The sequence below is a fragment of the Pseudomonas sp. 10S4 genome, from assembly GCF_034344865.1.
Lineage (GTDB): Bacteria > Pseudomonadota > Gammaproteobacteria > Pseudomonadales > Pseudomonadaceae > Aquipseudomonas.
In genome coordinates this window covers 730,578-756,480 of the sequence record NZ_CP133774.1, presented here as the reverse complement: position 1 = coordinate 756,480, position 25,903 = coordinate 730,578, and the positions used below count along the sequence as shown (strand labels likewise).

Sequence of the window (25,903 nt, the reverse complement as noted above, 5' to 3'; positions counted from 1 at the left end):
AGCATCGAAATGAGTGTCTACGAGTGGGCAAGGCAGGAGTTGCGTCACAGTCTGGATGCGGCGCAGGAAGTGGGGTTTGATCCGGGGTTGAGCCTGCGCGCCTTGCTCAGCGCGGTGGTGCAACAGAGCAAGGCGGTGCGCAGTGTCGAGGATCTGGCGGATGAGTTGCAGTTTCTCGCAGAGAACCTCGATGAAGGCCAGGACTACGGTTTTATGCGGCCCTGACTTTTGAGGATAAAGACTCGGTTCAGTGACGCGGCTCGAAGTCTTCGCTGAACAGGTCGTCCTCGGCATCCGGGCTGACCGGAATCTTGTGTTCTTCCGACGCCCAGGCACCCAGGTCAATCAGTTTGCAACGGTCCGAACAGAAAGGCCGGAACGTGCTGGTGGCGCTCCATTCAACAGGGGCGCCGCAAGTTGGGCAGGTGACGACAGGGGGTTGGCTCATGACTGGCCTCCACGCAAAGTTAGGTAAAAGTGATGCAGGCGTTCGACCTCACTGTGCAGCCAGGCGAGGTCGCGGTCATTGACCACCACATCGTCGGCATGGCTCACGCGATCCTGCCTGTTGGACTGGGCCTTGAGGATCGCCTGAACCTGTTGCTCGCTGGTCTGATCACGCTGCAGTGTGCGTTCGATCTGCAGTTGTTCCGGGGCGTCGATCACTAAAACCCGTTGGGTCATGGCGTACTGCCCGGACTCGATCAACAGCGGCGACACCAGAATCGCGTAAGGCGATTGTGCCTTGGCCAGATGATTAACGATTTCCTCGGCGATCAGCGGATGCAGCAGCGCTTCGAGCCAGCGGCGTTCTTCCGGGACTTCGAAGATCAGCTTGCGCAGTGCGCCGCGATCCAGTTGCCCGTCGGCTTGCAGCACGCCGGGGCCGAAGTGCTCGGCGATCTTCGCCAGAGCCGGGCGCCCCGGTTCCACCACCCAGCGTGCGGCGTGATCGGCATCGATCACGTGCACGCCCAAGTCGATAAAGTGCTGGGCGGCCGCGCTTTTACCGCTGCCGATGCCGCCGGTCAGGCCGAGAATCCAGGGTTTTTCCACGGGGGTATTCATTTAAAACCGACAAACTGCCAATAGAAGTCGGTTATTTGACCACCCCAGAGCAAGGCAATCCAGCCGGCAATTGCCAGATAGGGACCAAAGGGGATCGGCGTCGAGGTTTTCGCGTCCCGCAGGCGCAACAAAATCACCCCGAGAATGGCGCCCACCAAGGATGACAACAGGATCGTCAGCGGCAGGATCTGCCAACCGCCCCAGGCCCCCAGCATCGCCAGCAACTTGAAGTCCCCGTGACCGATGCCATCCTTGCCGGTGATCAGCTTGAACAGCCAGAACACCGACCACAGCGCCATATAGCCGGCCACTGCGCCCCACAAGGCATCGTGCAGCGGCACGAACAGGTCGAAGCTGTTGACGATCAGCCCCAGCCACAACAGTGGCAGCACCAACACATCGGGCAACAGTTGATGTTCGGCATCGATCAGGCTCATGGCCAGCAGGCCCCAAGTCAACACCAGCACCAGACAGGCAGGCCAGCCGAAACCGAAATGCCAGGCGATAAATGCCGAAAGCAGACCGCAGGCCAGTTCGGTCAGCGGGTAACGCTTGCTGATCGGTGTTGCGCAGTTTGAGCAACGGCCACGCAAAAACAGATAGCTGAGCACCGGGATGTTTTCCCAGGCACGGATTCTGTGGGCGCAGTGCGGGCACTGAGAGTGGGGCAGCATCAGGTTGTAGGTTGGCAGGGGCGTTTCGCCGGGCAGGCCCAATACATCGTGGGCTTGCATTCGCCATTCCCGCTCGAGCATTTTCGGCAGGCGCCAGATCACCACGTTGAGGAAGCTGCCGATCACCAGGCCGAGTACCAGGGCAGTGATCACGAAGGCCAACGGATAGAGACTCAGGTATTCATTCAAAGGCATGTCAGACCGCTGAGCCGAGTTGGAAGATGGGCAGGTACATGGCAATCACCAGCCCGCCGACGATAACCCCCAGCACCACCATGATGAACGGCTCCATCAGGCTGGTGAGGTTGTCGACCATGTTGTCCACTTCGTCCTCGTAAAAACTGGCGACCTTGTCGAGCATGTCGTCCAGGGCGCCGGACTCTTCGCCAATGGCGGCCATCTGGATCGCCATGTTCGGGAAGATGCCGGAAGTGCGCATGGCGAAATTCAGCTGCATGCCGGTCGACACGTCCTGCCTGATGCGCAACACCGCGCGTTTGAACACGATATTGCCGGTTGCGCCGGCCACCGATTCCAGGGCATCTACCAGTGGTACGCCGGCGGCGAACGTGGTCGACAGCGTGCGCGCGTAACGGGCTACGGCGGACTTGTACATCAGCGTGCCTACCAATGGCAGTTTCAACAGCCAGGTGTCCATCCGGTCGCGAAAAACCTGAGACTTTTTGAAGGCGCGACGCACGCCGTAGATCGCCACGACCAATGCGCCGAGGATCAGCCACCACCACTCCTGCATGAACTCCGACAGGCCGATCACCATCAGGGTGAAGGACGGCAGTTCGGCGCCAAACCCGGCGAACACCGTTTTGAATTGCGGCACCACTTTGACCAGCAGAATGCCGGTGACGATGATCGCGACGAACACCACGGCCAGTGGATACGTCATGGCTTTCTTGATCTTGGCCTTGAGGCTTTCGCTCTTTTCCTTATAGGTGGCCACCCGGTCCAGCAATGTATCCAGGGCGCCGGCTTGTTCACCGGCGTCCACCAGGTTGCAGTACAACTCATCGAAATATTGCGGCTTCTTGCGCAGCGATGCCGCGAAGCTGTTGCCCGCCGCGACTTCTTGTTTCACCTCGTCCACCAGCTTGCGCATGGCCGGGTTTTCGAAGCCTTCGCCGATGATGTCGAACGACTGCAACAGCGGCACGCCGGCCTTCATCATGGTCGCCATCTGTCGAGTGAACAGCGAAATGTCCTGAGCCTTGATGCGTTTGCCGAAGTTGAAAATCGAGGCGGATTTTTGCGTATCTTGCCCGGATTGATGCCTTGCTTGCGTAGCTGCGCCTTGATCAGTGCCGGGTTCTGACCGCTCAGTTCGCCGGTCATTTTCGTACCTTTCTTGTCCGTGCCTTCCCAGGCGTACACGCTGATTTTTGCTGCCTTGACCGCCATGTTCAGTCCTTGGTGACCCGGTTGATTTCTTCCAGGCTGGTGATGCCTTGCATGGCCTTGATCAGGCCCGAAGTACGCAGGTCGTTGAAGCCGTCCTTGCGCATCTGAATCTCGATTTCCAGGGAGTTGCCTTCGGCCATGATCAGCCGTTGCAGTTCTGGTGTGTTTTTCACCACTTCATAGATCCCGATTCGTCCTTTGTAGCCGTTGTTGCAGAGATCGCAACCGACCGGCTCATAGATCGTGAACGAGCCGATGCGTTCCTCGGGGAAGCCTTCCTTGATCAGCGTTTCCCGGGGTATTTCGATGGCTGTCTTGCAATGGCTGCACAGTTTGCGCGCCAGGCGCTGGGCGATGATCAGGCTGACCGAGGTGGCGATGTTGAAACCCGGAATGCCCATGTTGTGCAGGCGAGTCAGGGTTTCCGCGGCGCTATTGGTGTGCAGGGTCGACAGTACCAAGTGGCCGGTCTGAGCAGCCTTGATCGCTATTTCTGCGGTTTCCAGGTCGCGAATCTCGCCGACCATGATCACGTCCGGGTCCTGACGCAGGAACGAGCGCAACGCCTGGGCGAAATCCAGTCCCTGCTTGGGATTGACGTTCACCTGGTTGATGCCTTCCATGTTGATCTCCACCGGGTCTTCGGCGGTGGATATGTTGATGTCCACGGTGTTGAGGATATTCAGCCCGGTGTAGAGCGACACGGTTTTGCCCGAGCCGGTGGGGCCGGTGACCAGAATCATCCCTTGTGGCTGCTTGAGGGCGGCCATGAACAGGGCTTTCTGGTCAGGTTCGTAGCCGAGGGCGTCGATGCCCATTTGGGCGCTGGACGGGTCGAGAATCCGGATCACCACTTTTTCGCCCCACAGGGTCGGCAGGGTGTTTACCCGGAAGTCGATGGACTTGGTCTTGGACAGGCGCATCTTGATCCGCCCGTCCTGAGGGCGCCGCCGTTCGGAAATGTCGAGGCTGGCCATGACTTTCAGCCTGGCGGCGATCCGGCCGGCCAGTTGAATCGGTGGCTTGGCGACTTCGCGCAGAATGCCGTCGGTGCGCATCCGTACGCGGTAGGTTTTTTCGTAGGGCTCGAAGTGCAAGTCGGAAGAGCCGCTCTTGATCGCATCGAGCAACATCTTGTGGACGAAACGCACCACCGGCGCATCATCCGCATCTTGCCCGGCGATGGAGTCCTGATGCCTGTCGTCGAACGATTCGACTTCCACTCCATCAAGATCAACGTCGGCCATCTCTTCGAGGCCGGTGGCGTGGGTGTCGAAGAATTTCTCGATGGCGTCGCTGAGCTTGTCGTCCTCGACCAGAATTGCTTCGGTGCTCAGCCCGGTGCTGAACTGGATGTCGTTGATCGCCTGGTGATTGGTCGGGTCGGAAATCCCCACGAACAGTTTATTGCCACGTCGCCAGAGGGGCAGGGCGTGATGCTGGCGGACCAGTTTTTCGCTGACCAGGCCTTTGGGCTGGGTTTCCTTGTCGAGGCAGTTGAGGTCCAGCAGGGCCATGCCGAAATGTTCCGAGGCGATCTCCGCCACTTGCCGGCTTCTCACCAGTTTGTTCTGGACCAGATAACTGACCAGGGAAATGCGATTGCGTTGGGCTTGCTGATACGCCTGTTGCGCGCTTTTGTCAGTGAGCAGTTCGGCCAGCACCAATTGCTTGGCCAGGCCGCTAAGGGCGATGTCGTTCATGGGGATACCGGACGCAGACAGTTCATGACTTATAGCCTAGTCAAGGGATGCAGCGAAACCAGCGGCGTTCAGGTGACAAAAAGTGTCAGATAGTGCGGTTACCGGGGGTAGGAGAGGGTGTTATTGTCACGTCGCGCCCTGTGGGCAGGGCCCGGCAGGTTTGGCATGGAGCGTGCTGGGGCTTATTCAGATCATGAGATTCCGACTCATGCATGGAGCTTGTCTATGAACACTCAAAAAGGTTTTACCCTGATCGAGCTGTTGATCGTGGTGGCGATCATCGGGATTCTGGCGACATTTGCGTTGCCGGCTTATACCAAGTACCAGGCGCGGGCCAAGGTGACCGCCGGGATCGCGGAAATTTCGGCGCTCAAAGTGGCTTATGAGGACGTGATGAATGCAGGTTCTGCGGATCCGACGCTAGCCAACGTAACGAACAATCTAGCGGCCACACAGAACTGCACGCTGGCTGTGACGGGCACTGTAGCCACTGGCGCTGGCACCATTACTTGCACACTGCTTAATGCCCCTGCACCTGTATTGAGTAAGGTCATCACCTTGTCGCGCAGTGCGACCACAGGTTGGAGTTGTGCAACCACAGCTCTGGTCATGTACTCGACCCCGAGCTGCCCTGGCGCTTGATTCTCGCTTTGCCGGACCCGTACCCCGCCCTCAACGGCGGGGTATTTTTTTGTCTGCTGACCAGGCGATTACTCAAAAAGAGCGTAATGGGTTCAACCTTTTTTCGCGGTCGTTACGCAGGCAGGGAAACTCTCGACAATTCATGGCCTTAGGCCTGCGATAAAACCGGCAAGTTGCATGTACAGAATTTCATCTTCATGCATTTTGCATGATTGCGAAAATAGCCTGTTTTTATAACTTGTTGATTTATATAAAGTTAATTTGTTATTCGACGTTGGCACAGCGTTCGCAATATACCCAGTAACCCTGCTGAGAAGACATGCAGCAGACTTTCTAGAAAAACAGGAGTTACTCGTATGAAGAAGTTCGCTATCGCTGCTGCTACTGCAACCGCGCTGACCCTGACCATGGCCAACGCTGCATTCGCTCAGACCACCACCACTCAAGCCCCGATGACTCTGGCGGCCGGTGAAATGACCAAGGCTGAAGGCGCTACGTCCGATACCTGGATCACTACCAAAGTCAAAAGCGACCTGGTCACCGAAAAAGGCATTCCAGGCACCGACATCAAAGTTGAAACCAACAAAGGCGTTGTATCGCTGTCGTCGACTGTAGCCGTTACCGCAGCTCAGAAGACCACCGCTGTTGCCATCACCAAGAAAATCAAAGGCGTCAAAGCGGTTTCCGCTGACGGCCTGAAAGCCGAGTAAGGCAAGACTTCTCGCCTGGACTGGGAGAGGGCGCGGTAGGCGGGCCGAGCAATACGTCTGCCGCATCTGAGAGTTCATGCGAACGGCCACAAGGATGTGGTCATTACAGGCCTGCGACATTCGTGTCGCAGGCCTGTTCTATTGTGAGCGTCGCAAAAGCAAAAGATCGCAGCCTTCGGACGATCTTTTGATCTTCAGTTACCGCGTTTGCTGCTGATCGCTCTCAATCGATTACCCTCAAACCGCAGGTACTGATACATCCCGCCATTCGGTCCGTAGGTCCATTCCTCGACCTGAAACTCTTCCCGTCGGTTGGCGCTTTTTTTGTAGCCCAGCAGATCGCGGCTGACCGGTTCGCCACACTTTTGCAGCACCTCGCCGGACCTGTCCCCCACACTGACCAATTGACTGCCACAGCGCAGGGTATCGGCTGCGCTGGCCTGACTGGCAGCCATCGCCAGGGCCAGGCCGATCAGCAATGGTCTGATCATCACTCGGCGTCCAGGTGCAGTGGTGTAATCACCCGACCGTCACTTTGCGCTTCACCCAGGTTGGCGTCGATGAAGTACACGCGGTCGTCGGCCATTTGCGCCTTGTCCACCAGGAAGTCCTTGATGCTGCTGGCCCGTTCCTGGCCCAGTTGACGCAGCAGCACGTCGCTGGAACTCCAGAACTTGATCACGTCGGCGCGCATTTTGGCGGTGCGTTCTTCCTTGCCAAGGTCCTTCCATTCAGCCGGCGGTTGGGTCTTGAGGCGTGTGCGGTAAATCCCTTCCAGCAGCGGACCTTTCTCGCCATCCGGCACTTGCAGCAAGGACGCCTGGGCCGGGACTTTGTCGCCGCGACGCTGGAGCATTTTGTAGTAGTTGTACTGGTATTCGCGTTCCAGTCGTTGCTCGGCAATCAACGGACCATCGCTGCTCTGCGCAGCGGTGCCTTCGATTTCCAGGCGCAGGGCCGGACGTTCCTTGAGCGCGCCGGAGAGTTTGATCAGTGACGCTTCGGCGTCCTTGCTCAGGTCACTGGAGCCGGGTGCAAACGACACGGTACCGAGGTCTTCCGAACCGCCACCACTGATCAACCCGCCAATCAGTTTGAACGGCGCGGCGGCCGCCTTCACGATCAGGTTACGCAGGGTCTGCCAGACAATTGGCATCACACTGAACTGCGGGTTGTTCAGGTCGCCGGTCACCGGTAACTCGATGGAAATCTTGCCGTCGACGTCCTTGAGCAAAGCGATCGCCAGTTTCAGCGGCAGGCTCGTGGCGTCGGGGCTGTCGACTTTCTCGCCCAGTTGCAGTTGTTCGACCACGACCTTGTTTTCGGCCTTCAGTTGGCCCTTGGTGATCAGGTAATGCAGGTCGAGATTGAGCCGGCCCTTGCGGATGCGGTAGCCGGCGAACTTGCCGGAGTAAGGCGTCAGGGTGGTCAGCTCAACACGTTTGAAACTGGTGGCAATGTCGAGGCTGGCCATCGGGTCGAACGGGTTGACCGCGCCCTTGATGGTCACCGGCGCATAGCGATCAACCTTGCCCTTGACGTCGATCACTCGCGGGTTTCGCCTGACGGCTGTCGATGGTGCCGATCGCTCCGTTGAGCTCTTGAACGGCAGTGGCGAAGTTCGGGGTCAGGCTGAAGTCGGCGAAGTTCGCCGAGCCGTCATTGATGGCAATACCGCCTACATGAATGCCCATCGGTTTGTCTTTGCTGGCCGCCGGTTTGGCCGCAGCACTTTTTGCACCGGAATCGGCGGGTTGCGGAATCAGCAAGTCATCGATGTTGGTGGTGCGGTCATCGTTGATCATGAAACGCACATAGGGCTGGAACAGGTTGACCTTGTCGATCGACAGGCTGTTGCCGTGCTGATAGTTCAGGCCTTCGAGCACCAGTTGCTGCCACTTGAGGAAGTCGCGGGTTTTCAGGGTGTCGAGGGTGTGCAGTTGATCGACCTGGGCACGGCCGGTCACGCTGAACGCCAGCGGATCGGTGCTTTTCAGGTCCACTGCCAAGTCACTGCCGAGCATGCCGCTGCGTAGTTCCAGGCGAATGAACGGGGTGATGTAGGACTGGGCGACTCGCAGGTCGATGTCTTTGGTTTGCACTTTCAACTTGGCACTGACCGGCGCCAGATTGACCAGGCCGTCGGCCGTGATCTTGCCTTGCTTGCCCACGCCGGTGTCGAGCTTGAGGTTGAAAGGCGAGCCATTGAGGCTATCGAAGTTCTGCAAATCCAGGTTCAGCGGGCCGACTTCCAGCGCCACTGCCGGTTGTGCTTTGCGGTCCGCCAGATGCACTTGGTAGTCGCGCAGTTGCACGTCTTTGAGCAGCACCTGCCACGGTTTGCTCGGTGGCGCCGGTTCAGGTTTTGGCGAATCGGCTGCTGCTGGAGTGCTTGTCGGTTCGGCTTTAGCTTTTACCGCTGCCTTGGATGGCTGGCTGGCGAACAGTTTCTGCCAGTCCAGTTGGCCATCGGCTTCCAGGGCCGCCCAGGTTTCGAGTTTGTTGCTGCGGATTTTCCCGACGACGACTTGCTGCTTGGCCAGGTCGACGGTGGTGTCACTGACGTCCAGGCGTTCGAGTTTCACCAGCGGCCGACCGTCCGGCGTGTTGATAGCAAAAGGCGCGACGCTGACCGCGACGTTGCTCAGCAGCAGTTCGGTTTCTTTGGCCAGATTGAGTTTGTAGTCGGTGCTTAGGTTCAGCACGCCGTTTTCCAGGGCCAGCGGCAGCGTGTCCCGTACGTACGGCCACCAGACTTTCATCTGGCCGTCGGTGACTTTCAACTTACCTTCGGAGGCGATCGGGATCAGGCTGAAATTGCCGCTCCAGTCGATTTTCCCGCCTTCCGGGCCGGCCGCGACCAGGGTCATGTCGGCATTATCATCGGGCAGGGTGCTGAGGTTATTCAGCTCGAAATCGAGTTTGTCGTAAAGGAATTCGATGGGCTCGCTTGGGCGCGCATCCTGGAAGTGCACATAGCCGCCGGCCAGTTTGATTCGCTCTACCCGCAGCGGGAACGGCTTGGCGTTCGGATCGGCCGGGGTCGGTTCGCTGGCGGGTAGTTTGAACAGACCGAGCAGATTGAGTTTGCCGTCCTTGCCGAAAAGGATTTCGGTCTTGGGTTTGTCCAGTTCGATATCGGACAAGTGCAGAGCCTTGGTCCAAAGACTGTCGATCTGCAGGTTGGCGTACAGACGTTCAAAGCCGACCTGTTCCTTGCCCGGTTCACCGATGACCAGGCCCCACAGAGTGACTTCAAGGCTGAAAGGGTTGAGTTCGATCCGCTGAATATGCGCGGGCATCGTGGCGTAGTTGGCCAGTTGCTGGTTGGCGATCCGCAAGGCGATGCCCGGCAAAATCAGAAACCCCAGCAGGCTGTAGAGGGCCAGGGCAGTCAGCAAGGCGCCGATAGCGCGAATCAATCCTTTGGGCATGTGCGGCTTCATTTGTCTGATCGGAGTGCCTTGGAGTATGGCACGCGTTTTCGGTTCAGAAGTACTTGCCGCTATTCAGGATTGTTCAGATTCTTTTGCAGGAACTTTTTCCTGAAGGATCAGAGTTGCAGGATCAGGGTTTTCAGCGGTGGCTGCTGATCCATCGACGGGAAGTCGCCGCCCGGTGTCATCACCGACCACTCTCGCACCGGCCGCCCGGCTTTCTCCGCACACCGCAGGACCTGGTCGCGCCAGTCGTCCATGCTGACTTTTGCCAGGTTGTTGCAGCAGATCAGCACGCCGTTGTCGGCGGTGGTCAGCAGTGCCGGCTTGAGCAGGCTCTGATAGTCGCGCAGCAGGTCGACGGTGCCGAACGCGCTCTTGGCCCAGGCCGGAGGATCAAGCAGTACCAGATCGTACTGACGTTGTTCCAGGCGTTGATAGCTAGGCAGTTTCTGCCCGCGACGCTGACTGATCGGCAGGCCGGCCAATTGACGGATCGCCGGGAAGTAATCGGACTGGATGAATTCCATGGTCGGCAACTGCGGGTTGAGTAGACCGTTTTCGCGGCCGACGGCCAGGTTGCCCTCGGCAAAGTCCAGGTTGCAGACCTCGCTCGCGCCACCCGCCGCCGCACTCAGGCCGACGCCGCAGGTGTAGGCAAACAGGTTCAGTACGCTTTTGTTTTTGCTGTGCTCCTTGACCCAGCCGCGGGTGTTGCGCAGATCGAGGAACAGCAGTGGGTCCTGCCCGGCGTGACGGCCGCGAACCCGATAGTTGAGGCCCCATTCGTGGCCGACCAGGTCTTGCAGGGCGGCTTCGTCGGCGCGGTAGACGGTGTCTTCGCGGTCGATGCGCGAATTGCCCCGGGAGCGATCGTTGTAAACCAGCAGGGTGTCGAGGCCCAGTTGTTGATTGATCGTTTCGTGCAGTTGCAGCAAGTCATCGCGTTCCAGCGACTGGTGAAAACTTTGCACCAGCAATTGTGGGCCGTAACGGTCGATGGTCAGGCCGCCGGCGCCTTCCTGGCTGCCATGGAACAAGCGATAGCAATCGGTGCCCTGCTGATGCAGTTCGGCAAGCAGGTCCTGGCGATGGTCGAGGGCGGCGCGCAGCGCCTGAATCAAGGAAGACATGCTGGGCGCCTTGCAGGAGGGAATTTGGCGCGGGAGTTTAACAGCTTGGTGTGGACGAGGTGCATCCTGTGGCGAGGGGCTTGCCCCGTTCCAGTGCGCAGCACTGGCAAAATTTTAGTAACACTCTATATTTTGGGGCCGCTTCGCAGCCCAACGGGGCAAGCCCCCTCGCCACAAGGTTAGCGGTTAGTTCAACAACCCCATCCGCCGCTTGGCCCGCTGCACTGAGCCATTGCGCATGGCCCAGCGCAGCATCGGCGCACTGCGTTTGACGCTGGCGCGGATCAGTTTGCGTTGCAGCGGGCTCTGGCTGACGCCGAGCATGTCACTGGCCCAGTCCGGCAGCAGGTCGATCCCGGCCTGCATCATCAAACCGCCAAACGGTTTGGCCAGGCGGCTGGGGGAGGGCGCGTTCAACAGCAATCGCAGGACTTCACGACTGCGTTCATCGCACAGTAATTGTGGGCGGATTCGCTCAAGGTACTCGGCCATTTCCTTACGGTTGCGCGGCACGTCACGAGCCCCGAGTCGTTCAGCAACCAGCGCGATTTCGCCGTAGTAACGGTCCTGATCCGCCAGGGACAGGTTCGGGTTGCGGTAACGCAAATGCGCAGCAAGGAAGTTGCTGACTTCGGCCACGTGCACCCACGTCAGCAAATCCGGATCGCTGGCGGCGTAAGGCCGACCATCCGGTGCGGTGCCGACCACTTGCAGGTGAATGGTCCGGACTTTCTCGATCAGCCAGTCGGCGTCCTTGCGCGAACCGAACGTGGTCCCGGCGATGAACTGACTGGTGCGGCGCAATCGGCCGATCATGTCTTCGCGGAAATTCGAGTGGTCCCAGACCCCGGCCAGGGCCAGCGGATGCAGGGCTTGCAGCATCAGCGCACTGATGCCACCGATCAGCATGCTGCTGAAATCGCCATGAACTTGCCAGCTCACCGAATCGGGGCCGAACAGCCCGGGATCGCCCTTTGGGTTCTCCAGATCGAGCTTGCCCAGGGACAGCCCCGTCAGACTCATGAGTTGGGTTTCGATGCGGCTGCGGATGAATTCCATGGCGACTCAGTGGCGAAAAAAGGCGGACTCGGAATGCCACCTACACGAGGCGTTCCTAGTCCGAGTGTTATTGATTCAGTCGCTTATCGATCAGGCCCTGCACCACACTGGGATCGGCGAGTGTCGAGGTATCGCCCAAACTGTCCAGCTCATTACAGGCAATCTTGCGCAGAATCCGCCGCATGATCTTGCCCGAACGGGTTTTCGGCAAGGCTGGCGCCCATTGAATCAGGTCTGGCTTGGCGAAGCTGCCGATTTCCTTGCTGACGTGAGCCAGCAGGTCTTTCTTCAGTTCGTCGTTGGGCTCGACGCCGTTCATGGGCGTGACAAAGGCGTAGATGCCCTGGCCCTTGAGGTCGTGGGGGTAACCGACCACCGCCGCCTCGGCGATGCTGTCGTGCAACACCAGCGCGCTTTCCACTTCGGCGGTACCGATGCGATGCCCGGACACGTTGATCACATCGTCTATACGCCCGGTGATCCAGTAGTCGCCGTCCTCGTCGCGTCGCGCGCCGTCGCCGGTGAAGTAGTAGCCGGGGTAGGGTTTGAAGTAGGTTTCGACCATGCGTTTCGGGTCGCCGTAGACGCTGCGAATCTGTGCCGGCCAGCTGGATTTGATCGCCAGCACGCCGCTGCCGGCGCCTTTGATTTCCTTGCCGTGCTCGTCGAGCAATACCGGTTGTACGCCAAACATCGGTTGGGTGGCGCAGCCCGGTTTGATTCGTTGGGCGCTGACCAGCGGGCTGAGCATGATCGCGCCGGTCTCGGTCTGCCACCAGGTGTCGACGATCAGGGGCGAGCGTTGCTCACCGACCACGTCGCGAGTACCACATCCCACGCCTCCGGGTTGATCGGCTCTCCGACACGTGCCGAGTAATCTGAGGCTCTGGCGCGACGTTTCCTTCAACGGTTCGGGGCCTTCACGCATCAGCGAGCGCAGGGCGGTCGGCGCGGTGTAGAAGATATTCACGTGGTGTTTATCGATGACCTGCCAGAAGCGCGAGCTGCTCGGGTAGCTCGGCACGCCTTCGAAGATCAGCGTGGTCGCGCCGTTGGCCAACGGCCCGTAGACGATGTAACTGTGGCCGGTGACCCAGCCGATATCGGCGGTGCACCAGAAGACTTCGCCGTCGCGGTAGTCGAGCACGTACTTGAAGGTCATCGCCGCTTGCAGCAGGTAGCCGCCGGTGGTGTGCAACACGCCTTTGGGTTTGCCGGTGCTGCCGGAGGTGTAGAGGATGAACAGCGGGTCTTCAGCGTCCATCGGTTCGGGCGGGCAATCGTCACTGACGTCGCGCAGGGCCTGGTGATACCAGAGGTCACGGCCTTCGACCCACTTCACGTCACCCTGGGTGCGCTCGACCACGATCACGGTGCTGACGTCCGGGCAACTTTGCAGAGCCTTGTCGACGTTCGCTTTGAGCGGCACGAATTTACCGCCCCGCACGCCTTCATCGGCGGTGATCACGGTGCGGCAGTCGGCGTCGAGAATGCGGTCGCGCACGGAGTCTGGAGAAAAACCGCCGAACACCACCGAATGCACGGCACCGATGCGCGCGCAGGCGAGCATCGCGTAGGCAGCTTCGGGGATCATCGGCATGTAGATGCACACCCGATCGCCTTTCTTCACGCCACGACTTTTCAGTACGTTGGCCAGGCGGCAGACGTTGTGATGGAGTTTTTTGTAGGTGATCTGGGCGGATTCGACCGGGTCGTCACCTTCCCAAATGATTGCGGTCTGATCGCCCCGTTTTTCCAGGTGACGGTCAATGCAGTTGTAACTGACGTTCAACTGGCCCCCGGCGAACCAGCTCGCTTCACCGGTTTTCAGGTCATAGCGCTGGACGGTTTGCCACGGTTTGCTCCAGTCGAGAAAGCGCGTGGCCTGTTCGGCCCAGAAGGTGCTGGGGTGTTCGATGGATTGTCGGTACAGGCGCTGGTAGTCGTCCTGACTCAATTGGGCAGCCCGGCGCACGGCATCGGCTTTGGGGAACGTGCTGATATCGAACATGACGGTTCCTTATTCTTGTTTTGCGACAAGATAAAGATGCGCCGAGAGACGAAAGGGTTCAAGCCAGACACAAAACCAATGTGGGAGCGGGCTTGCTCGCGAAGTCGGTGTGTCAGTCAACGTTTAAGCTGAATGACCCGCCGCATTCGCGAGCAAGCCCACTCCCACAGGGTTAGCCGCGGTGACGACCGCGGAAGTAGTTGATCAGGCCTTGGGTCGAAGCATCGTCAGCCGGGGTTTCTTCGCTGCCGACCAGGCGGTTGTAGACGCCTTTGCCCAGCTCTTTGCCCAGCTCCACGCCCCACTGGTCGAAGGCGTTGATGCCCCAGACCACGCTTTGCACGAAAACTTTGTGTTCGTACAGCGCCACCAGTGCGCCGAGACGACGCGGGCTGATGCGCTCGACCACCATGGTGTTGCTCGGGCGGTTGCCCGGGATCACCTTGTGCGGTGCAAGCTTCTGTACTTCGTCTTCGGCCATGCCCTTGTCACGCAACTCGGCTTCGGCCTCGGCGCGGGTCTTGCCGAGCATCAGTGCCTGGCTTTGGGACAGGCAGTTGGCGTACAGCCACTGGTGGTGATCGGACACCGGGTTGAAGCTGACAATCGGCACGATGAAGTCAGCCGGAATCAGTTGGGTGCCTTGGTGCAGCAACTGGTGATAAGCGTGCTGACCGTTGCAGCCGACGCCGCCCCAGATGACCGGGCCCGTATCGGTAGACACCGGGGTGCCGTCCTGACGCACGCTCTTGCCGTTGGATTCCATGTCCAGCTGTTGCAAGTGCTTGGTGATGTTACGCAGGTAGTGGTCGTACGGCAGGATCGCGTGGCTTTGCGCGCCCCAGAAGTTGCCGTACCAGACACCGAGCAACGCCAGCAGTACCGGCATGTTCTGTTCGAACGGTGCGCTCTGGAAATGCTGGTCCATGGTGTAGGCACCGGACAGCAGTTCCTTGAAGTTCGACATGCCGATGGCCAGGGCAATCGGCAACCCGATGGCCGACCACAGCGAGTAACGCCCGCCGACCCAGTCCCACATCGGGAAGATGTTTTCTTCGCGGATACCGAAGGCCACGGCGGCGGCATTGTTGCTCGACACCGCAATGAAGTGACGATACAGCTCGGCTTCCGAACCACCCTGCGCCAGGTACCAGGCACGTGCGGCCTGAGCGTTCTTCAGGGTTTCGAGGGTGTTGAAGGATTTCGACGAGACGATGAACAGCGTGGTCTCGGCGCGCAGCTTCATGGTCAGTTCGTGGAACTCACTGCCGTCGATGTTTGCCAGGTAGTGGCAACGCACGCCTTTCTGGGCGTAGGACAGCAGCGCTTCGGACACCAGTTCAGGGCCGAGGAACGAGCCACCGATGCCGATGTTCACCACGTCAGTGATCGGCTTCTCGGTGTAACCGCGCCACAGTCCATCGTGGATGCGGCCCACGAGGTCGGTGATCTGGTTCAGCACTTTGTGCACTTCAGGCATCACGTTGACGCCGTTGACCGACAACTTGTCGCCCACTGGGCGGCGCAAAGCGGTGTGCAGCGCTGGTCGACCTTCGGAGGAGTTGACGATTTCGCCGTCGAACAGCGCTTTGATAGCGCCCTTGAGATCGACTTCGTTGGCCAGGCCCACCAGCAGGTTACGGGTCTCGGCGGTGATCAGGTTCTTCGAATAATCGAGAAACAGACCGCAGCTGCTGAGGGTGAATTGAGTAAAGCGCTGCGGGTCGGCATTGAAGGCCTCGCGCATGCTGAAATCCTGCATGGCTTGGCGGTGGTCTTTCAACGCTTGCCAGGCGGGCAGAGCGGTAACGTCGTGAGGAGTGCGGTAATACGCCATCGCTGCGGTTTTCCTTTTACTTGAACTGCCTTAAAGACATTGAAGATCCCGGAATGTCCCGACCACAGGGTGGGTTACGTCCGGTCAATCTGCTTGGAGACGATTAAATAGCGCAGGGCGGTAACAGTAAACCTCGCGTGTGGATCTGTCTTCGCTTTGTATGACTCGTTTTCTGTACTTTTTTAACATTGAAACAGGAAACGTCCCGACAAACGGAACGCTCCCAAGGGTAATGCGGGTCAGTTAAGAGATCGAGCGAGCGATCAGTAACCTGTGGCGAGGGAGCTTGCTCCCGCTGGACTGCGCAGCAGTCCCCTGCTTTTCAGGTAGAGAGAGGGGCCGCTTCGCAGCCCAGCGGGAGCAAGCTCCCTCGCCACAGGTTCAGCTTCACGCTTAACTGGGTGTTATCAGGCGACCTGAACCGGAATGGCATTGCTGGTGTGGCTCAGTTCATTGCCCGGCGCCATGTAAAGCATGCGCGGTTTGAAGTTGAGCAGTTCGGCCTCGCTGTAGTGAGCGTAAGCGCAAATGATGACCCGATCGCCAACCTTGGCCTTGTGCGCCGCGGCGCCGTTGACCGAGATCATGCCGGAACCTTCTTCACCACGAATCGCGTAGGTGGTGAAGCGTTCACCGTTGTCGATGTTGTAGATCTGGATCTGTTCGTATTCACGGATGCCGGACAGGTCCAGCCATTCGCCATCAATGGCGCAAGAGCCTTCGTAATCGAGTACTGCGTGAGTGACTTCGGCGCGGTGCAGCTTGGCTTTGAGCATGATGGCGTGCATGAGTGTTTTCCCAGGTCGGAATCGAACGGCGGGCAGTTTGCCCGAAGGCTTGAGGGGCATCAATACGATGTGGAAATCGCCGCAGATCAAATGTGGGAGCGGGCTTGCTCGCGAATGCGCTGGGTCAGCCAACATCAATGCTGAATGACCCAGCGCATTCGCGAGTAAGCCCGCTCCCACAGGGGTATTGCGGTGTTTAGGCTGGCGCGTCGAGGTTCAGGTGCAGGTTGTCGATCAACCGCGTAGTCCCGAGGAACGCCGCCACCAGAATCACCAGATCCCGATCTTGCGCAGTGGCCTGACGCAAGGTCAGCGCATGGCGGATTTCCAGGTAATCGGCCCGCAAGCCAGCCGCTTCGAGCTGTTTAATCTGCGAGTCGATCAGCGCCGGGTAATCGCGATCACCCTGTTTAATGGCGTCGGCCATCGACGACAGCGTGCGATACACCACTGGCGCAATCGCTCGCTGTTCTTCATTGAGAAAGCCATTGCGCGACGACAGGGCCAGGCCATCGGCAGCCCTTACGGTCGGCTCGCCGATGATCTGGATCGGCATGTTCAAGTCGTGCACCAGCGCGCGAATCACCGCCAGTTGCTGGAAGTCTTTCTGGCCGAAGATCGCCAGGTCCGGCTGAACCATGTTGAACAGTTTGCTGACCACCGTCGCCACGCCCTCGAAGTGCCCAGGACGGCTGGCGCCGCATAAGCCTTCGGACAGTTGCGGAACGCTGACACGGGTCTGGCCGGCCATGCCGTCGGGGTACATTTCTTCGACGGTCGGGGCGAACAGCAGGTGGCAGCCGGCCTGGAGCAGTTTTTCCTGATCGGCCGTCAACGTGCGTGGGTACTTGTCGAGGTCTTCGCCAGCGCCGAATTGCAGCGGGTTGACAAAAATGCTCGCGACCACGAAGTCCGCCCGTTGGGAGGCTTTGGTAATCAGTGCGACGTGACCGCTGTGCAGGTTGCCCATGGTCGGTACGAAGGCGATGCGCTTGCCTTCACCGCGGGCACGGGCCACGGCGGCCCGCAGTTCGCGGACGGTTTTTACGGTGTTCATGCAGAGAATCCATGTTCGATGCCAGGGAAAGTCGTCGCTTTGACTTCAGTGACGTAAGCGCTCAGCGCCGCTTGAATGCTGACTTGACCGGCCATGAAGTTCTTTACGAACTTCGGCACGCGGCCAGTGATGGACAGGCCCAGCATGTCGTGCAGTACCAGTACCTGGCCATCGGTGGCGCTACCGGCGCCGATACCGATCACCGGAATACCCACGGCTTGGGTGATTTCCTGGGCCAGTTCGCTCGGTACACATTCAAGCAACAGCATGGCGGCGCCGGCCTGCTCCAGTGCGATGGCGTCAGCACGCATCTGCCGTGCCTGGTTCTCGCTGCGGCCCTGGACTTTGTAACCGCCCAGGATGTTCACCGCCTGCGGGGTCAGACCCATGTGGGCGCACACCGGCACGCCGCGCTCGGCGAGCAGGCGGATGGAGTCCGCCAGCCACAAGGCACCTTCGACCTTGATCATGTGGGCGCCGGCCTGCATCAGCGTGGCACTGTTGATCATGGTTTGTTCAAGGGTGGCGTTGGCCATGAACGGCAGGTCGGCGAGGATCAGGGCGTCGGAGTTACCGCGTTTGACGGCGGCCACGTGGTAGGCCATTTCCGCAGTGGTCACCGGCAGGGTGCTGTCGTGACCTTGCAAAACCATGCCGAGGGAGTCGCCCACCAGCAGCACTTCAACACCGGCCTCGTTGCAGGCGTGGGCGAAGGTCGCGTCATAGCAGGTCAGCATGGTGATTTTTTCACCTTTCTGCTTGAGGCTCTGGAGCGTGGTCAGGGTGATGGCTGGCATGTAAAAAATCCTCGTTCAGGCGCTATGGAAACTACTGCGAGTAACGCGCGTGATTCTTCATTTACTCAGGCGCACGGTCTTTTGTCGTGCTTATAAGGCCTGGATTGCGCCCTTTAGCGCCGCGTTGGCGGCAGCGGGACGCCTATAGTCGTGAGGAGGACTCGGGAAGTCAATTGTGTGTTACCGCGTTGTTACGGTTGGGGTGTTACCGGGGTAACTGATGCGATTCAGCTAGCGCGGGTGCGCCGCGAATCTCATGAACAACACAAAACCAATGTGGGGGCGGGCTTGCTCGCGAATACGGTGGGTCAGTCAACATAGATGCTGAATGACACACCGCATTCGCGAGCAAGCCCGCTCCCACAGGGTATTTTTCGTCAGTTTTTGGAGAGGCGTTCCAGCCCGACAAACGGGCACGCCGCCAGCAACTCGGTCAGCGCGCGGCCATCCGCCAACCGCAGATCCGCAGGCGCCAGTTCGGCCAGTGGATACAGGACGAAGGCTCGCTCTTGCAGGTGGTAGTGGGGGACTTTGAGGCGAGGTTCGTCGATCAGGCGATCGCCGAACAGCACGATGTCGAGATCCAGCGTGCGTGGCCCCCAACGTTCAAGACGTTCGCGACCCTGGCCATTCTCGATGGCTTGCAGCGCATCGAGCAGCTCCAGCGGCGCGAGCGTGCTGTGCAGCGCGGCAACCGCGTTGGTGTAGCGCGGTTGGCCGGGCAGCAATGAGTCGCTTTGATAAAACGCGGAAACCCCGACCAGTTCGGTCTGCGGCAACTGCGCCAGCGCTTCGACGGCGCTGCGCAATTGTTCGGCGGGGTCAGCTAGATTGCTGCCCATGCCGATGTAGATGCGTTCCATGGATTACTCGCTCGTGGTGCTCGGAGCGCCGGCCGCGCGTTTGCGCTTGGCGCCGCCGCTGCGACGACGCTTGCGTGGCGCACCGGTGCCGTCATCCTTGCCGCTCAGGTCACGGATCATGTCGCGACGTTCGCTGTCGTTAGCGTCCTGATAATCCGTCCACCATTCGCCCAGGCCGTCGGTCTGCTCGCCAGCGCTTTCACGCAGCAGCAGGAAGTCGTAACCGGCGCGGAATCGCGGGTTGTCCAGCAACAGGTCGGCGCGCTTGCCGCTACGGCGTGGCAGACGCTCCTGCATGTCCCAGATCTCGCGGATCGGCATGGTGAAGCGTTTTGGGATCGCAATGCGCTGGCACTGTTCGGCAATCAACTCGTGAGCCGCTTCCTGCATCGCCGGAATCGGCGGCATGCCGCGCTCTTGCAGACGCAGTACACGGCCCGGCAGGGCCGGCCACAGCAGTGCAGCAAACAGGAACGCCGGGGTGACCGGTTTGTTCTGCTTGATCCGCAGGTCGGTGTTGATCAGTGCTTCACTGATCAACGTGTGGGTGTAGGTCGGGTTGTATTCCAAGGCTTCGGCGCTGGCCGGGAACAGTGGATCGAACAACTGCAAGTCGACCAGCATCTCAAAGGTGTCCGCGGCGTGGCCGGAGAGGAACAGCTTGAGCACTTCTTCGAACAGACGGGCCGACGGAATCTCGCGCAGCATCGGTGCCAGATCGCGGATCGGCGCGGCGCTGTGTTTTTCGATACCGAAATTCAGCTTGGCGGCAAAACGCACGGCCCGCAGCATCCGTACCGGGTCTTCCTGGTAGCGTTGCTGTGGGTCGCCGATCAGGCGGATCAGGTGATTGCGGATGTCGTGTACGCCGTTGGCGTAGTCGAGAATGCGTTCGCTGACCGGATCGTAATACAGCGCGTTGATGGTGAAGTCGCGGCGTTGCGCGTCTTCTTCCAGAGTGCCGTAGACGTTGTCGCGCAGAATGCGCCCGCTCTCGTTGCGGGAGGACTGGTTGCTGTCTTCCTCCTCATCGTTTTGCGGGTGATTGGCGCGGAACGTCGCGACTTCAATGATTTCACGACCAAAGTGGATGTGCACCAGTTTGAAGCGACGACCGATGATCCGCGCATTGCGGAATTCGGCACGTACCTGTTCAGGAGTGGCGCTGGTGGCGACGTCGAAATCTTTTGGCGTGATGCCGAGCAACATGTCACGCACACAGCCGCCGACCAGGTAAGCCTGATAACCGGCGTTCTGCAGGCGTTCGACGATGTTCACCGCGTAACGGCTGAATTGTGCCTTCTGCAGCGAATGTTGGCCGCTGTTGAGCACTTCAGGCGTACTACGGATGTGTTGCGTATGACGCTTGGGAGAACGGAATGACTGGAACAACTTCTTCAGCATGGGATGCACTGTTTGAAGGAATGTTCGGCCATAACGAAGAATGACCGCATGATGGGCCGGGATTCTAGCATTTAGTCGGGGGATGGTGTAGGAAGCTGCGCCAGCCTGATGAGGATTGCTCCGAGGCCTTGAAGCGAAGGCTCTGGCGTGGGCTTTTCAGGAATCGCAGAAACTACAAGGGGAGCCGAAGCTCCCCAAGAAGTAGTTGCATGCTCTATTTTTATTATTGGTTTCGGGCTTTTTGTTTTTGTTAAGTGCCCTCGTCATGAAGATTTTCCTTCATGACCCTCCCAATCGGGAGCCAAGAGCAAACGGATTGCTTTGGTCGCTGTGTTGCAGTGATCTTGCGATCCAACCAGTTCAGGCTCTGTCTTAGGACAGTTTTTGTTGTTCTCGGCCTGGTCGTGGGGCACGCCCCAAATACAACGCCTCTCCAAAAGAATCAGTTAGCTGCGCCTCTCGCCGTCTTGTTTTTATTGTGCGTGAGTCGATTCGTCTTATTTTTATTGTCTTGTGCATTGCTTGTTATTGTTCTTGTACTAAACATATAGCAGGGTGCGTGCCAACTTTTTCGAAGCCTAGCAAAACAAGGGGTTAGGCTGCTTGGTGAGGTTTTTCAGGGCCCAAAAAAACCGGGGCTTCGTTACCGTAAGCCCCGGCTTCTGTTACGTGAAAAAGCTGCGGTAACAGTTTTTTCACAATGTCACGTGTTACCCGCACACCTGACAGGTGACGTTCAGCTCTCGCTGGCCACACCGGTCTTGCGCCGTGGAATGCCCAGGCGTTGACGGCGTTCCCACAGGCACTTGCGGCTGACCCCGAGCTTGCGGGCCAGTTCGGTTTCGGTCATGTGGTCCTGATGCTCGAGGACGAAGTGCTGGAAGTAGTCTTCCAGCGACAGGTCTTCGGTCGGCTCGTGGCTGGCGTTAGCGGCGCTGCCCTGTTGCGGGGCCAGGCCGATGAAATCGTCGTCGTCCAGATCGCTCAGTTCGATGTCGATGCCCAGCAACTCGGCGGAGATTTCCGGGCTCTCGCACAGAATCACCGCACGTTCGACAGCATTTTCCAGCTCGCGGACGTTACCCGGCCAGGTGTAATGACGAATCGCCTGCTCGGCATCCGGGGCAAACTTCAGATCGGTGCGGTTGACCCGCGCGCTCTGCCGCGCCAGGAACGCATTGGCGATTTCGTTGACGTCGGCACCGCGCTCGCGCAGGGCCGGCAGTTTCAATGCAATCACGTGGAGACGGTAATAAAGGTCTTCACGGAACTGGCCGATTTTCGCCAGGCTCTTGAGGTCCCGGTGAGTCGCGGCAATCAGGCGTACATCGACTTTCTGCGATTGCACCGAACCGACCCGGCGAATTTCGCCTTCCTGTAGCACGCGCAACAAGCGAGCCTGGGCTTCGAGTGGCAGTTCGCCGATTTCATCGAGGAACAAGGTACCGCCGTCCGCCGCTTCGACCAGCCCGGCACGCCCGGCGCTGGCGCCAGTGAACGCACCTTTTTCGTGGCCGAACAGCTCGGACTCGATCAGGCTTTCCGGAATGGCGGCGCAGTTCACCGAAATCATCGGTGCCTTGGCGCGTTTGGAGAGGTTGTGCAGGGCGCGAGCCACCAGTTCTTTACCGGTGCCGGACTCGCCCTGGATCAGGACGTTGGAATCGGTGGGCGCGACTTTGCGGATCTTGCTGTACAGGTCCTGCATCGGTGGGCAGGAGCCGATGATGCCGATCTCGCCGTTGCTGTTATCGACGCCCGGTTTCGCGGCACCGTTGGCGGCTTTGCCGACCACCGGTTCACCCGCGGCTGGCGCCGACTGGCGATCACGCAGGATGCGCGCAACAGCCTGGAGCATTTCGTCGTGATCGAAAGGCTTGGCGATGTAGTCCACCGCGCCCATCTTCATGGAATCGACGGCCGAACGCAGGCTGGCGTAACTGGTCATGATCAGCACCGGAGTGCCCTGACCGAGCTTGATCAGTTCAGTGCCCGGTGCGCCAGGCAGGCGCAGGTCACTGACGATCAGGTCAAACGTGGGAATGCTGAAACGCTCTTGTGCTTCCTGCACGGATCCGGCTTCGCTGACCTGGTACTGATTACGTTCCAGCAGGCGGCGCAAGGCGGAGCGGATAATTGTTTCGTCTTCGACGATCAAAATGTGCGGCATTGATTCGATACTCTCGACGGTCTCAGTTCACAGCGGACGTCGCTTCGACATGACGCGGCAAAGTCACCCGAATACGGGTGCCGCGTTGGCTTTGAACATCAGCCGGGCTGTCGATGGTGATTTGTCCATAATGCTCTTCAACGATGGAATAGACCAGTGCAAGGCCCAGACCGGTGCCTTCGCCAGGATCCTTGGTGGTGAAGAAAGGTTCGAACAATCTATCCATGATGTTCTTCGGAATACCGCTGCCTTCGTCTTCCACGATCAGATCGACCGTATGTTCGCCGGCTTCGCTTTTGACCCGTACCGCGCTGTGCGGCGGCGAGGCGTCGCGGGCGTTTGAGAGCAGGTTGATCAACACCTGGGCGAGCCGCTGGGGATCGCCTTCGACCCAGTGATCGGGGTCGCACAGGTTGTAGAACTGGACTTCGAAATTGCGCCGGTTCAGGGCCAGCAGGCCGATGGCATCCTGCGCGACTTCCGCCAGACAGACGGGCTCGTCGCTGTGCTGATGGCTACCCGCGTGGGCGAAACTCATCAACGACTGGACGATGCGCGACACGCGTTTGGTCTGCTCCAGAATCTGTCCGCTGATTTCCGTCAGTTCGGCGTCTTCTTCGCGCTCTTCGCGCAGGTTCTGCGCCAGGCAGGCGATACCGGTGATCGGGTTGCCGATTTCATGGGCCACCCCGGCCGCCAGTCGGCCAATGCTCGCCAGCCGCTCAGAATGGACCAGTTTGTCTTCAAGCATCTGGGTTTCGGTCAAATCTTCCACCAGCAGCACCAGGCCACTGTTGCCCGGTGCCAGCGGTTCGTCGATCGCCGCTTTGTGCAGGTTCAGCCAGCGGGTCTGGCCATCGAGTGCCAGGTGCTGTTTGTGCAAGTGTTCGTCTGGCAGGTTGATGAAGCCTTGCAGCAATTCTTTCCACGGATCGCCAATGGTGCTCAGGCGCGAACCGACCACGCGCTGCGCGGCAATCCCGGTCAACTCCTCCATGGCTTTGTTCCACATCAGGATCTCTTGATCCTTGGCCAGGGAACAGACGCCCATCGGCAGTTCCTGCAAGGTCTGACGGTGGTAGCGGCGCAGGGCATCGAGTTCAGCTGCCAGGCCGGTGAGGCGCGAGTGGTAATCCTCGAGACGGCTTTCAATGAAGTGGATGTCTTCGGTGACGTAGTTTTCGCCGCCGGCCTTATAAGGCAGGAAGGTTTCGACCATGTCCTGGGCGACGCTCGGCCCCATCAGGCCGGAAAGGTTGGCTTCGATCCGGTCGCGCAAACGACGCAAGGCGTACGGTCGGCGTTCGTCGAATGGCAAATAGAGATCGCGCAGGGCCTGTTCAACTTCTTTTGCGCAGCCTTGGCACCCAGGGGTTTGGCCAGTTGCGTGGCGAACTCTTGTGGCGAAGCGGCGTGCAGTTCCCGGCGTTGCGGGCGACGGACGTTGTCCACGGCGCAGGCTTCGGCGGCGCTGGCCTCTTCCGGGCTGGCGTTGGTGAACAGCGAGATCAGCGTAAACATCAGCACGTTGGCGGCCAGCGAGGCAATCGCCGCCATGTGCCAACTGGTGTCGTCGAGCACGTAGATCATGTTCAGCAGTGGAATGTAGAAACCCTGCAGATTGCCTACCAGCGGCATCAGCATGGTCACCATCCACACCAGGATCCCCGCCAGCAAACCGGCGATGAAGCCGCGGCGGTTGGCGGTCGGCCAGTACAGGACCGACAGTACGCCCGGCAGGAATTGCAAAGTGGCGACGAAGGCGACGATGCCGAGGTTGGCCAGGTCTTGCTCGGCGCCCAACAGCAAGTAGAAGCCGTAGCCGGCCATGATGATCGCGACAATCAGCGCCCGGCGGGTCCACTTCAGCCAACGGTAGATGTTGCCTTCGGCCGGCGGCTGATACAGCGGCAGCACCAAATGGTTGAGCGCCATCCCGGACAACGCCAGGGTGGTAACAATGATCAGCCCGCTGGACGCCGACAAACCGCCGACATAAGCCAATAGCGCCAAGGCCTTGTTATTGGCGGCGATGCCGACTCCGAGGGTGAAATATTCCGGGCTCGTTGTAGCGCCCAGTTTCAGTCCGGCCCAGAGAATCAGCGGCACGGCCAGGCTCATCAGCAGCAGGAACAGCGGCAAGCCCCAGCTCGCACTGACCAGTGAGCGCGGGTTGAGGTTTTCGGTAAACGTCATGTGATACATGTGCGGCATCACAATCGCCGAAGCGAAGAACACCAAAAGCAGCGTACGCCACGGGCCTTCCTGCAAAGGCGTGTGCAGGGCGGCGAGGGCGGTCTGGTTTTGCAGCAGCCAGACTTCCAGCTGTTGCGGGCCGTCGAACACGCCGTACAACGCATAAAGGCCAACGCCGCCGATGGCGATCAGCTTGATCACCGACTCGAAGGCAATCGCGAATACCAGGCCTTCGTGTTTCTCCCGGGTCGCAATGTGGCGCGAGCCGAAGAAGATCGTGAACAGGGTAATCAGTGCGCAGAAACTCAGGGCCACGCGGTGTTGCACCGGTTCGCGAGTGAGAATGCCGATGGAGTCGGCCACCGCTTGAATCTGCAACGCCAGCAACGGCAGGACGCCGATCAGCATGAAGATCGTCGTCAGCGCGCCGGCCCAGGTGCTGCGGAAGCGGAAGGCGAACAAGTCCGCCAGTGACGACAGTTGATAGGTGCGAGTGATCTTCAGGATCGGGTACAGCAACACCGGCGCCAGCAAAAATGCGCCGGACACCCCGAGGTAGCTCGATAGAAAGCCGTAGCCGTACTGATAGGCCAGGCCCACGGTGCCGTAGAACGCCCACGCACTGGCGTAAACCCCCAGCGACAGGGTGTAAGTCAGCGGGTGGCGAATGATCGCCCGGGGGATCATGCCCCGTTCGCTGATCCAGGCGACGCCGAACAGCACCGCCAGGTACGCGGCGCTGATCAGGATCATCTGGGTCAGGCTAAAGCTCATCGGCATCTTTTTGGCTCTGCAGGATGAAGGTCACGACGATCAGAATCAGCCAGAGCAGATAAGGGCGATACCAGGCGCCAGTGGCGTCGATCCACCAATCCATGATGGCCGGGGAGAACAGATAAATCCCCACTACCAAAAGCAGGACCAAGCGATAGATGTACATC

The 25,903-nt window shown here is 59.4% G+C and carries 19 protein-coding genes and 3 pseudogenes; 3 read left to right on the top strand and 19 right to left on the bottom strand.

From position 1 onward, the window contains the following. Positions 1-9 precede the first annotated feature (9 nt). Positions 10-225 carry a hypothetical protein gene (locus tag RHM58_RS03535; RefSeq protein ID WP_201198044.1) on the top strand — a complete coding sequence of 72 codons (216 nt, stop codon included), beginning with the start codon at positions 10-12 and terminating at the stop codon, positions 223-225. Between the two features lie 22 nt (positions 226-247). Here the strand turns inward: RHM58_RS03535 and yacG are convergent, their stop codons facing one another. The 5 genes and pseudogenes from yacG to pilB all read right to left on the bottom strand — a co-directional run bounded on the left by yacG (position 248) and on the right by pilB (position 4,858). Beyond that, positions 248-448 (bottom strand): DNA gyrase inhibitor YacG, encoded by a 201-nt coding sequence (gene yacG / locus RHM58_RS03530; protein ID WP_201194621.1) that lies wholly within the window; start codon positions 446-448, stop codon positions 248-250. Continuing rightward, positions 445-1,068, bottom strand: coding sequence for a dephospho-CoA kinase (gene coaE / locus RHM58_RS03525; RefSeq protein WP_201198043.1), 624 nt, complete (start codon positions 1,066-1,068; stop codon positions 445-447). The genes yacG and coaE overlap by 4 nt, the downstream gene beginning before the upstream one ends. Continuing rightward, positions 1,065-1,937 carry a prepilin peptidase gene (locus RHM58_RS03520; protein WP_322269671.1) on the bottom strand — a complete coding sequence of 291 codons (873 nt, stop codon included), beginning with the start codon at positions 1,935-1,937 and terminating at the stop codon, positions 1,065-1,067. Before RHM58_RS03520 ends, coaE begins: the two co-directional genes overlap by 4 nt. Before the next feature lies 1 nt (position 1,938). Next, a pseudogene (locus tag RHM58_RS03515) lies at positions 1,939-3,155 on the bottom strand (type II secretion system F family protein). Between the two features lie 2 nt (positions 3,156-3,157). Then, positions 3,158-4,858, bottom strand: coding sequence for a type IV-A pilus assembly ATPase PilB (gene pilB / locus RHM58_RS03510; protein ID WP_201198040.1), 1,701 nt, complete (start codon positions 4,856-4,858; stop codon positions 3,158-3,160). A 225-nt stretch (positions 4,859-5,083) separates the two neighbouring features. Between pilB and RHM58_RS03505 the strand changes: the two genes are divergently transcribed. Continuing rightward, positions 5,084-5,500, top strand: coding sequence for a pilin (locus tag RHM58_RS03505; RefSeq protein WP_322269670.1), 417 nt, complete (start codon positions 5,084-5,086; stop codon positions 5,498-5,500). A 356-nt stretch (positions 5,501-5,856) separates the two neighbouring features. Continuing rightward, on the top strand, positions 5,857-6,210 hold the full coding sequence (locus RHM58_RS03500) for a BON domain-containing protein (RefSeq protein WP_201198038.1): 354 nt from the start codon (positions 5,857-5,859) through the stop codon (positions 6,208-6,210). Between the two features lie 194 nt (positions 6,211-6,404). On the opposite strand, the gene RHM58_RS03495 is transcribed toward RHM58_RS03500, so the two are convergent. The 14 genes and pseudogenes from RHM58_RS03495 to RHM58_RS03430 all read right to left on the bottom strand — a co-directional run bounded on the left by RHM58_RS03495 (position 6,405) and on the right by RHM58_RS03430 (position 25,902). Next, the gene (locus RHM58_RS03495; protein WP_201198037.1) at positions 6,405-6,701 is read right to left on the bottom strand and encodes a DUF2845 domain-containing protein; all 297 of its coding nucleotides are present in this window, start codon (positions 6,699-6,701) and stop codon (positions 6,405-6,407) included. Next, positions 6,701-9,644 (bottom strand): annotated as a pseudogene (locus RHM58_RS03490) (DUF748 domain-containing protein). The gene RHM58_RS03495 and the pseudogene RHM58_RS03490 overlap by 1 nt, the downstream one beginning before the upstream one ends. A gap of 119 nt (positions 9,645-9,763) precedes the next feature. Further along, positions 9,764-10,780 carry a class I SAM-dependent rRNA methyltransferase gene (locus tag RHM58_RS03485; protein ID WP_201198035.1) on the bottom strand — a complete coding sequence of 339 codons (1,017 nt, stop codon included), beginning with the start codon at positions 10,778-10,780 and terminating at the stop codon, positions 9,764-9,766. A gap of 186 nt (positions 10,781-10,966) precedes the next feature. Beyond that, positions 10,967-11,839, bottom strand: a complete 873-nt coding sequence (locus RHM58_RS03480; protein ID WP_201198034.1) for an oxygenase MpaB family protein — start codon at positions 11,837-11,839, stop codon at positions 10,967-10,969. Positions 11,840-11,906: 67 nt separating this feature from the next. After that, positions 11,907-13,850, bottom strand: a complete 1,944-nt coding sequence (gene acs / locus RHM58_RS03475) for an acetate--CoA ligase (protein ID WP_322269669.1) — start codon at positions 13,848-13,850, stop codon at positions 11,907-11,909. Between the two features lie 172 nt (positions 13,851-14,022). After that, a complete protein-coding gene (gene pgi / locus RHM58_RS03470) occupies positions 14,023-15,687 on the bottom strand; it encodes a glucose-6-phosphate isomerase (protein ID WP_201198032.1) in 1,665 nt (554 codons plus the stop codon). 407 nt (positions 15,688-16,094) lie between these two features. After that, positions 16,095-16,475, bottom strand: coding sequence for an aspartate 1-decarboxylase (panD, locus tag RHM58_RS03465; RefSeq protein WP_201194633.1), 381 nt, complete (start codon positions 16,473-16,475; stop codon positions 16,095-16,097). Positions 16,476-16,671: 196 nt separating this feature from the next. Beyond that, positions 16,672-17,532 carry a pantoate--beta-alanine ligase gene (gene panC / locus RHM58_RS03460; RefSeq protein ID WP_201198031.1) on the bottom strand — a complete coding sequence of 287 codons (861 nt, stop codon included), beginning with the start codon at positions 17,530-17,532 and terminating at the stop codon, positions 16,672-16,674. Next, on the bottom strand, positions 17,529-18,329 hold the full coding sequence (gene panB, locus RHM58_RS03455) for a 3-methyl-2-oxobutanoate hydroxymethyltransferase (RefSeq protein WP_201198030.1): 801 nt from the start codon (positions 18,327-18,329) through the stop codon (positions 17,529-17,531). The genes panC and panB overlap by 4 nt, the downstream gene beginning before the upstream one ends. 377 nt (positions 18,330-18,706) lie before the next feature. Continuing rightward, positions 18,707-19,192, bottom strand: a complete 486-nt coding sequence (folK, locus tag RHM58_RS03450) for a 2-amino-4-hydroxy-6-hydroxymethyldihydropteridine diphosphokinase (RefSeq protein WP_201255797.1) — start codon at positions 19,190-19,192, stop codon at positions 18,707-18,709. A gap of 3 nt (positions 19,193-19,195) precedes the next feature. Beyond that, positions 19,196-20,596, bottom strand: coding sequence for a polynucleotide adenylyltransferase PcnB (locus RHM58_RS03445; RefSeq protein ID WP_201198028.1), 1,401 nt, complete (start codon positions 20,594-20,596; stop codon positions 19,196-19,198). A 736-nt stretch (positions 20,597-21,332) separates the two neighbouring features. Next, positions 21,333-22,766: a sigma-54-dependent transcriptional regulator gene (locus RHM58_RS03440; protein WP_201198027.1), complete on the bottom strand. Its 1,434-nt coding sequence runs from the start codon at positions 22,764-22,766 to the stop codon at positions 21,333-21,335. A 22-nt stretch (positions 22,767-22,788) separates the two neighbouring features. Beyond that, positions 22,789-25,742 (bottom strand): annotated as a pseudogene (locus tag RHM58_RS03435) (sensor histidine kinase). Then, the gene (locus RHM58_RS03430; protein ID WP_003176118.1) at positions 25,726-25,902 is read right to left on the bottom strand and encodes a hypothetical protein; all 177 of its coding nucleotides are present in this window, start codon (positions 25,900-25,902) and stop codon (positions 25,726-25,728) included. The pseudogene RHM58_RS03435 and the gene RHM58_RS03430 overlap by 17 nt, the downstream one beginning before the upstream one ends. Position 25,903 lies beyond the last annotated feature (1 nt).

What these genes read in the sequence shown, in the direction of transcription:
- folK (WP_201255797.1), bottom strand. Translation starts at nt 19,192, where the DNA reads ATGGAACGCATCTACATCGGCATGGGCAGCAATCTAGCTGACCCCGCC.
- RHM58_RS03430 (WP_003176118.1), bottom strand. Translation starts at nt 25,902, where the DNA reads ATGTACATCTATCGCTTGGTCCTGCTTTTGGTAGTGGGGATTTATCTG.
- RHM58_RS03440 (WP_201198027.1), bottom strand. Translation starts at nt 22,766, where the DNA reads ATGCCGCACATTTTGATCGTCGAAGACGAAACAATTATCCGCTCCGCC.
- pgi (WP_201198032.1), bottom strand. Translation starts at nt 15,687, where the DNA reads ATGGCGTATTACCGCACTCCTCACGACGTTACCGCTCTGCCCGCCTGG.
- pilB (WP_201198040.1), bottom strand. Translation starts at nt 4,858, where the DNA reads ATGAACGACATCGCCCTTAGCGGCCTGGCCAAGCAATTGGTGCTGGCC.
- yacG (WP_201194621.1), bottom strand. Translation starts at nt 448, where the DNA reads ATGAGCCAACCCCCTGTCGTCACCTGCCCAACTTGCGGCGCCCCTGTT.
- RHM58_RS03520 (WP_322269671.1), bottom strand. Translation starts at nt 1,937, where the DNA reads ATGCCTTTGAATGAATACCTGAGTCTCTATCCGTTGGCCTTCGTGATC.
- coaE (WP_201198043.1), bottom strand. Translation starts at nt 1,068, where the DNA reads ATGAATACCCCCGTGGAAAAACCCTGGATTCTCGGCCTGACCGGCGGC.
- panD (WP_201194633.1), bottom strand. Translation starts at nt 16,475, where the DNA reads ATGCACGCCATCATGCTCAAAGCCAAGCTGCACCGCGCCGAAGTCACT.
- RHM58_RS03500 (WP_201198038.1), top strand. Translation starts at nt 5,857, where the DNA reads ATGAAGAAGTTCGCTATCGCTGCTGCTACTGCAACCGCGCTGACCCTG.
- RHM58_RS03485 (WP_201198035.1), bottom strand. Translation starts at nt 10,780, where the DNA reads ATGTCTTCCTTGATTCAGGCGCTGCGCGCCGCCCTCGACCATCGCCAG.
- RHM58_RS03445 (WP_201198028.1), bottom strand. Translation starts at nt 20,596, where the DNA reads ATGCTGAAGAAGTTGTTCCAGTCATTCCGTTCTCCCAAGCGTCATACG.
- RHM58_RS03495 (WP_201198037.1), bottom strand. Translation starts at nt 6,701, where the DNA reads ATGATCAGACCATTGCTGATCGGCCTGGCCCTGGCGATGGCTGCCAGT.
- panB (WP_201198030.1), bottom strand. Translation starts at nt 18,329, where the DNA reads ATGCCAGCCATCACCCTGACCACGCTCCAGAGCCTCAAGCAGAAAGGT.
- acs (WP_322269669.1), bottom strand. Translation starts at nt 13,850, where the DNA reads ATGTTCGATATCAGCACGTTCCCCAAAGCCGATGCCGTGCGCCGGGCT.
- RHM58_RS03480 (WP_201198034.1), bottom strand. Translation starts at nt 11,839, where the DNA reads ATGGAATTCATCCGCAGCCGCATCGAAACCCAACTCATGAGTCTGACG.
- panC (WP_201198031.1), bottom strand. Translation starts at nt 17,532, where the DNA reads ATGAACACCGTAAAAACCGTCCGCGAACTGCGGGCCGCCGTGGCCCGT.
- RHM58_RS03535 (WP_201198044.1), top strand. Translation starts at nt 10, where the DNA reads ATGAGTGTCTACGAGTGGGCAAGGCAGGAGTTGCGTCACAGTCTGGAT.
- RHM58_RS03505 (WP_322269670.1), top strand. Translation starts at nt 5,084, where the DNA reads ATGAACACTCAAAAAGGTTTTACCCTGATCGAGCTGTTGATCGTGGTG.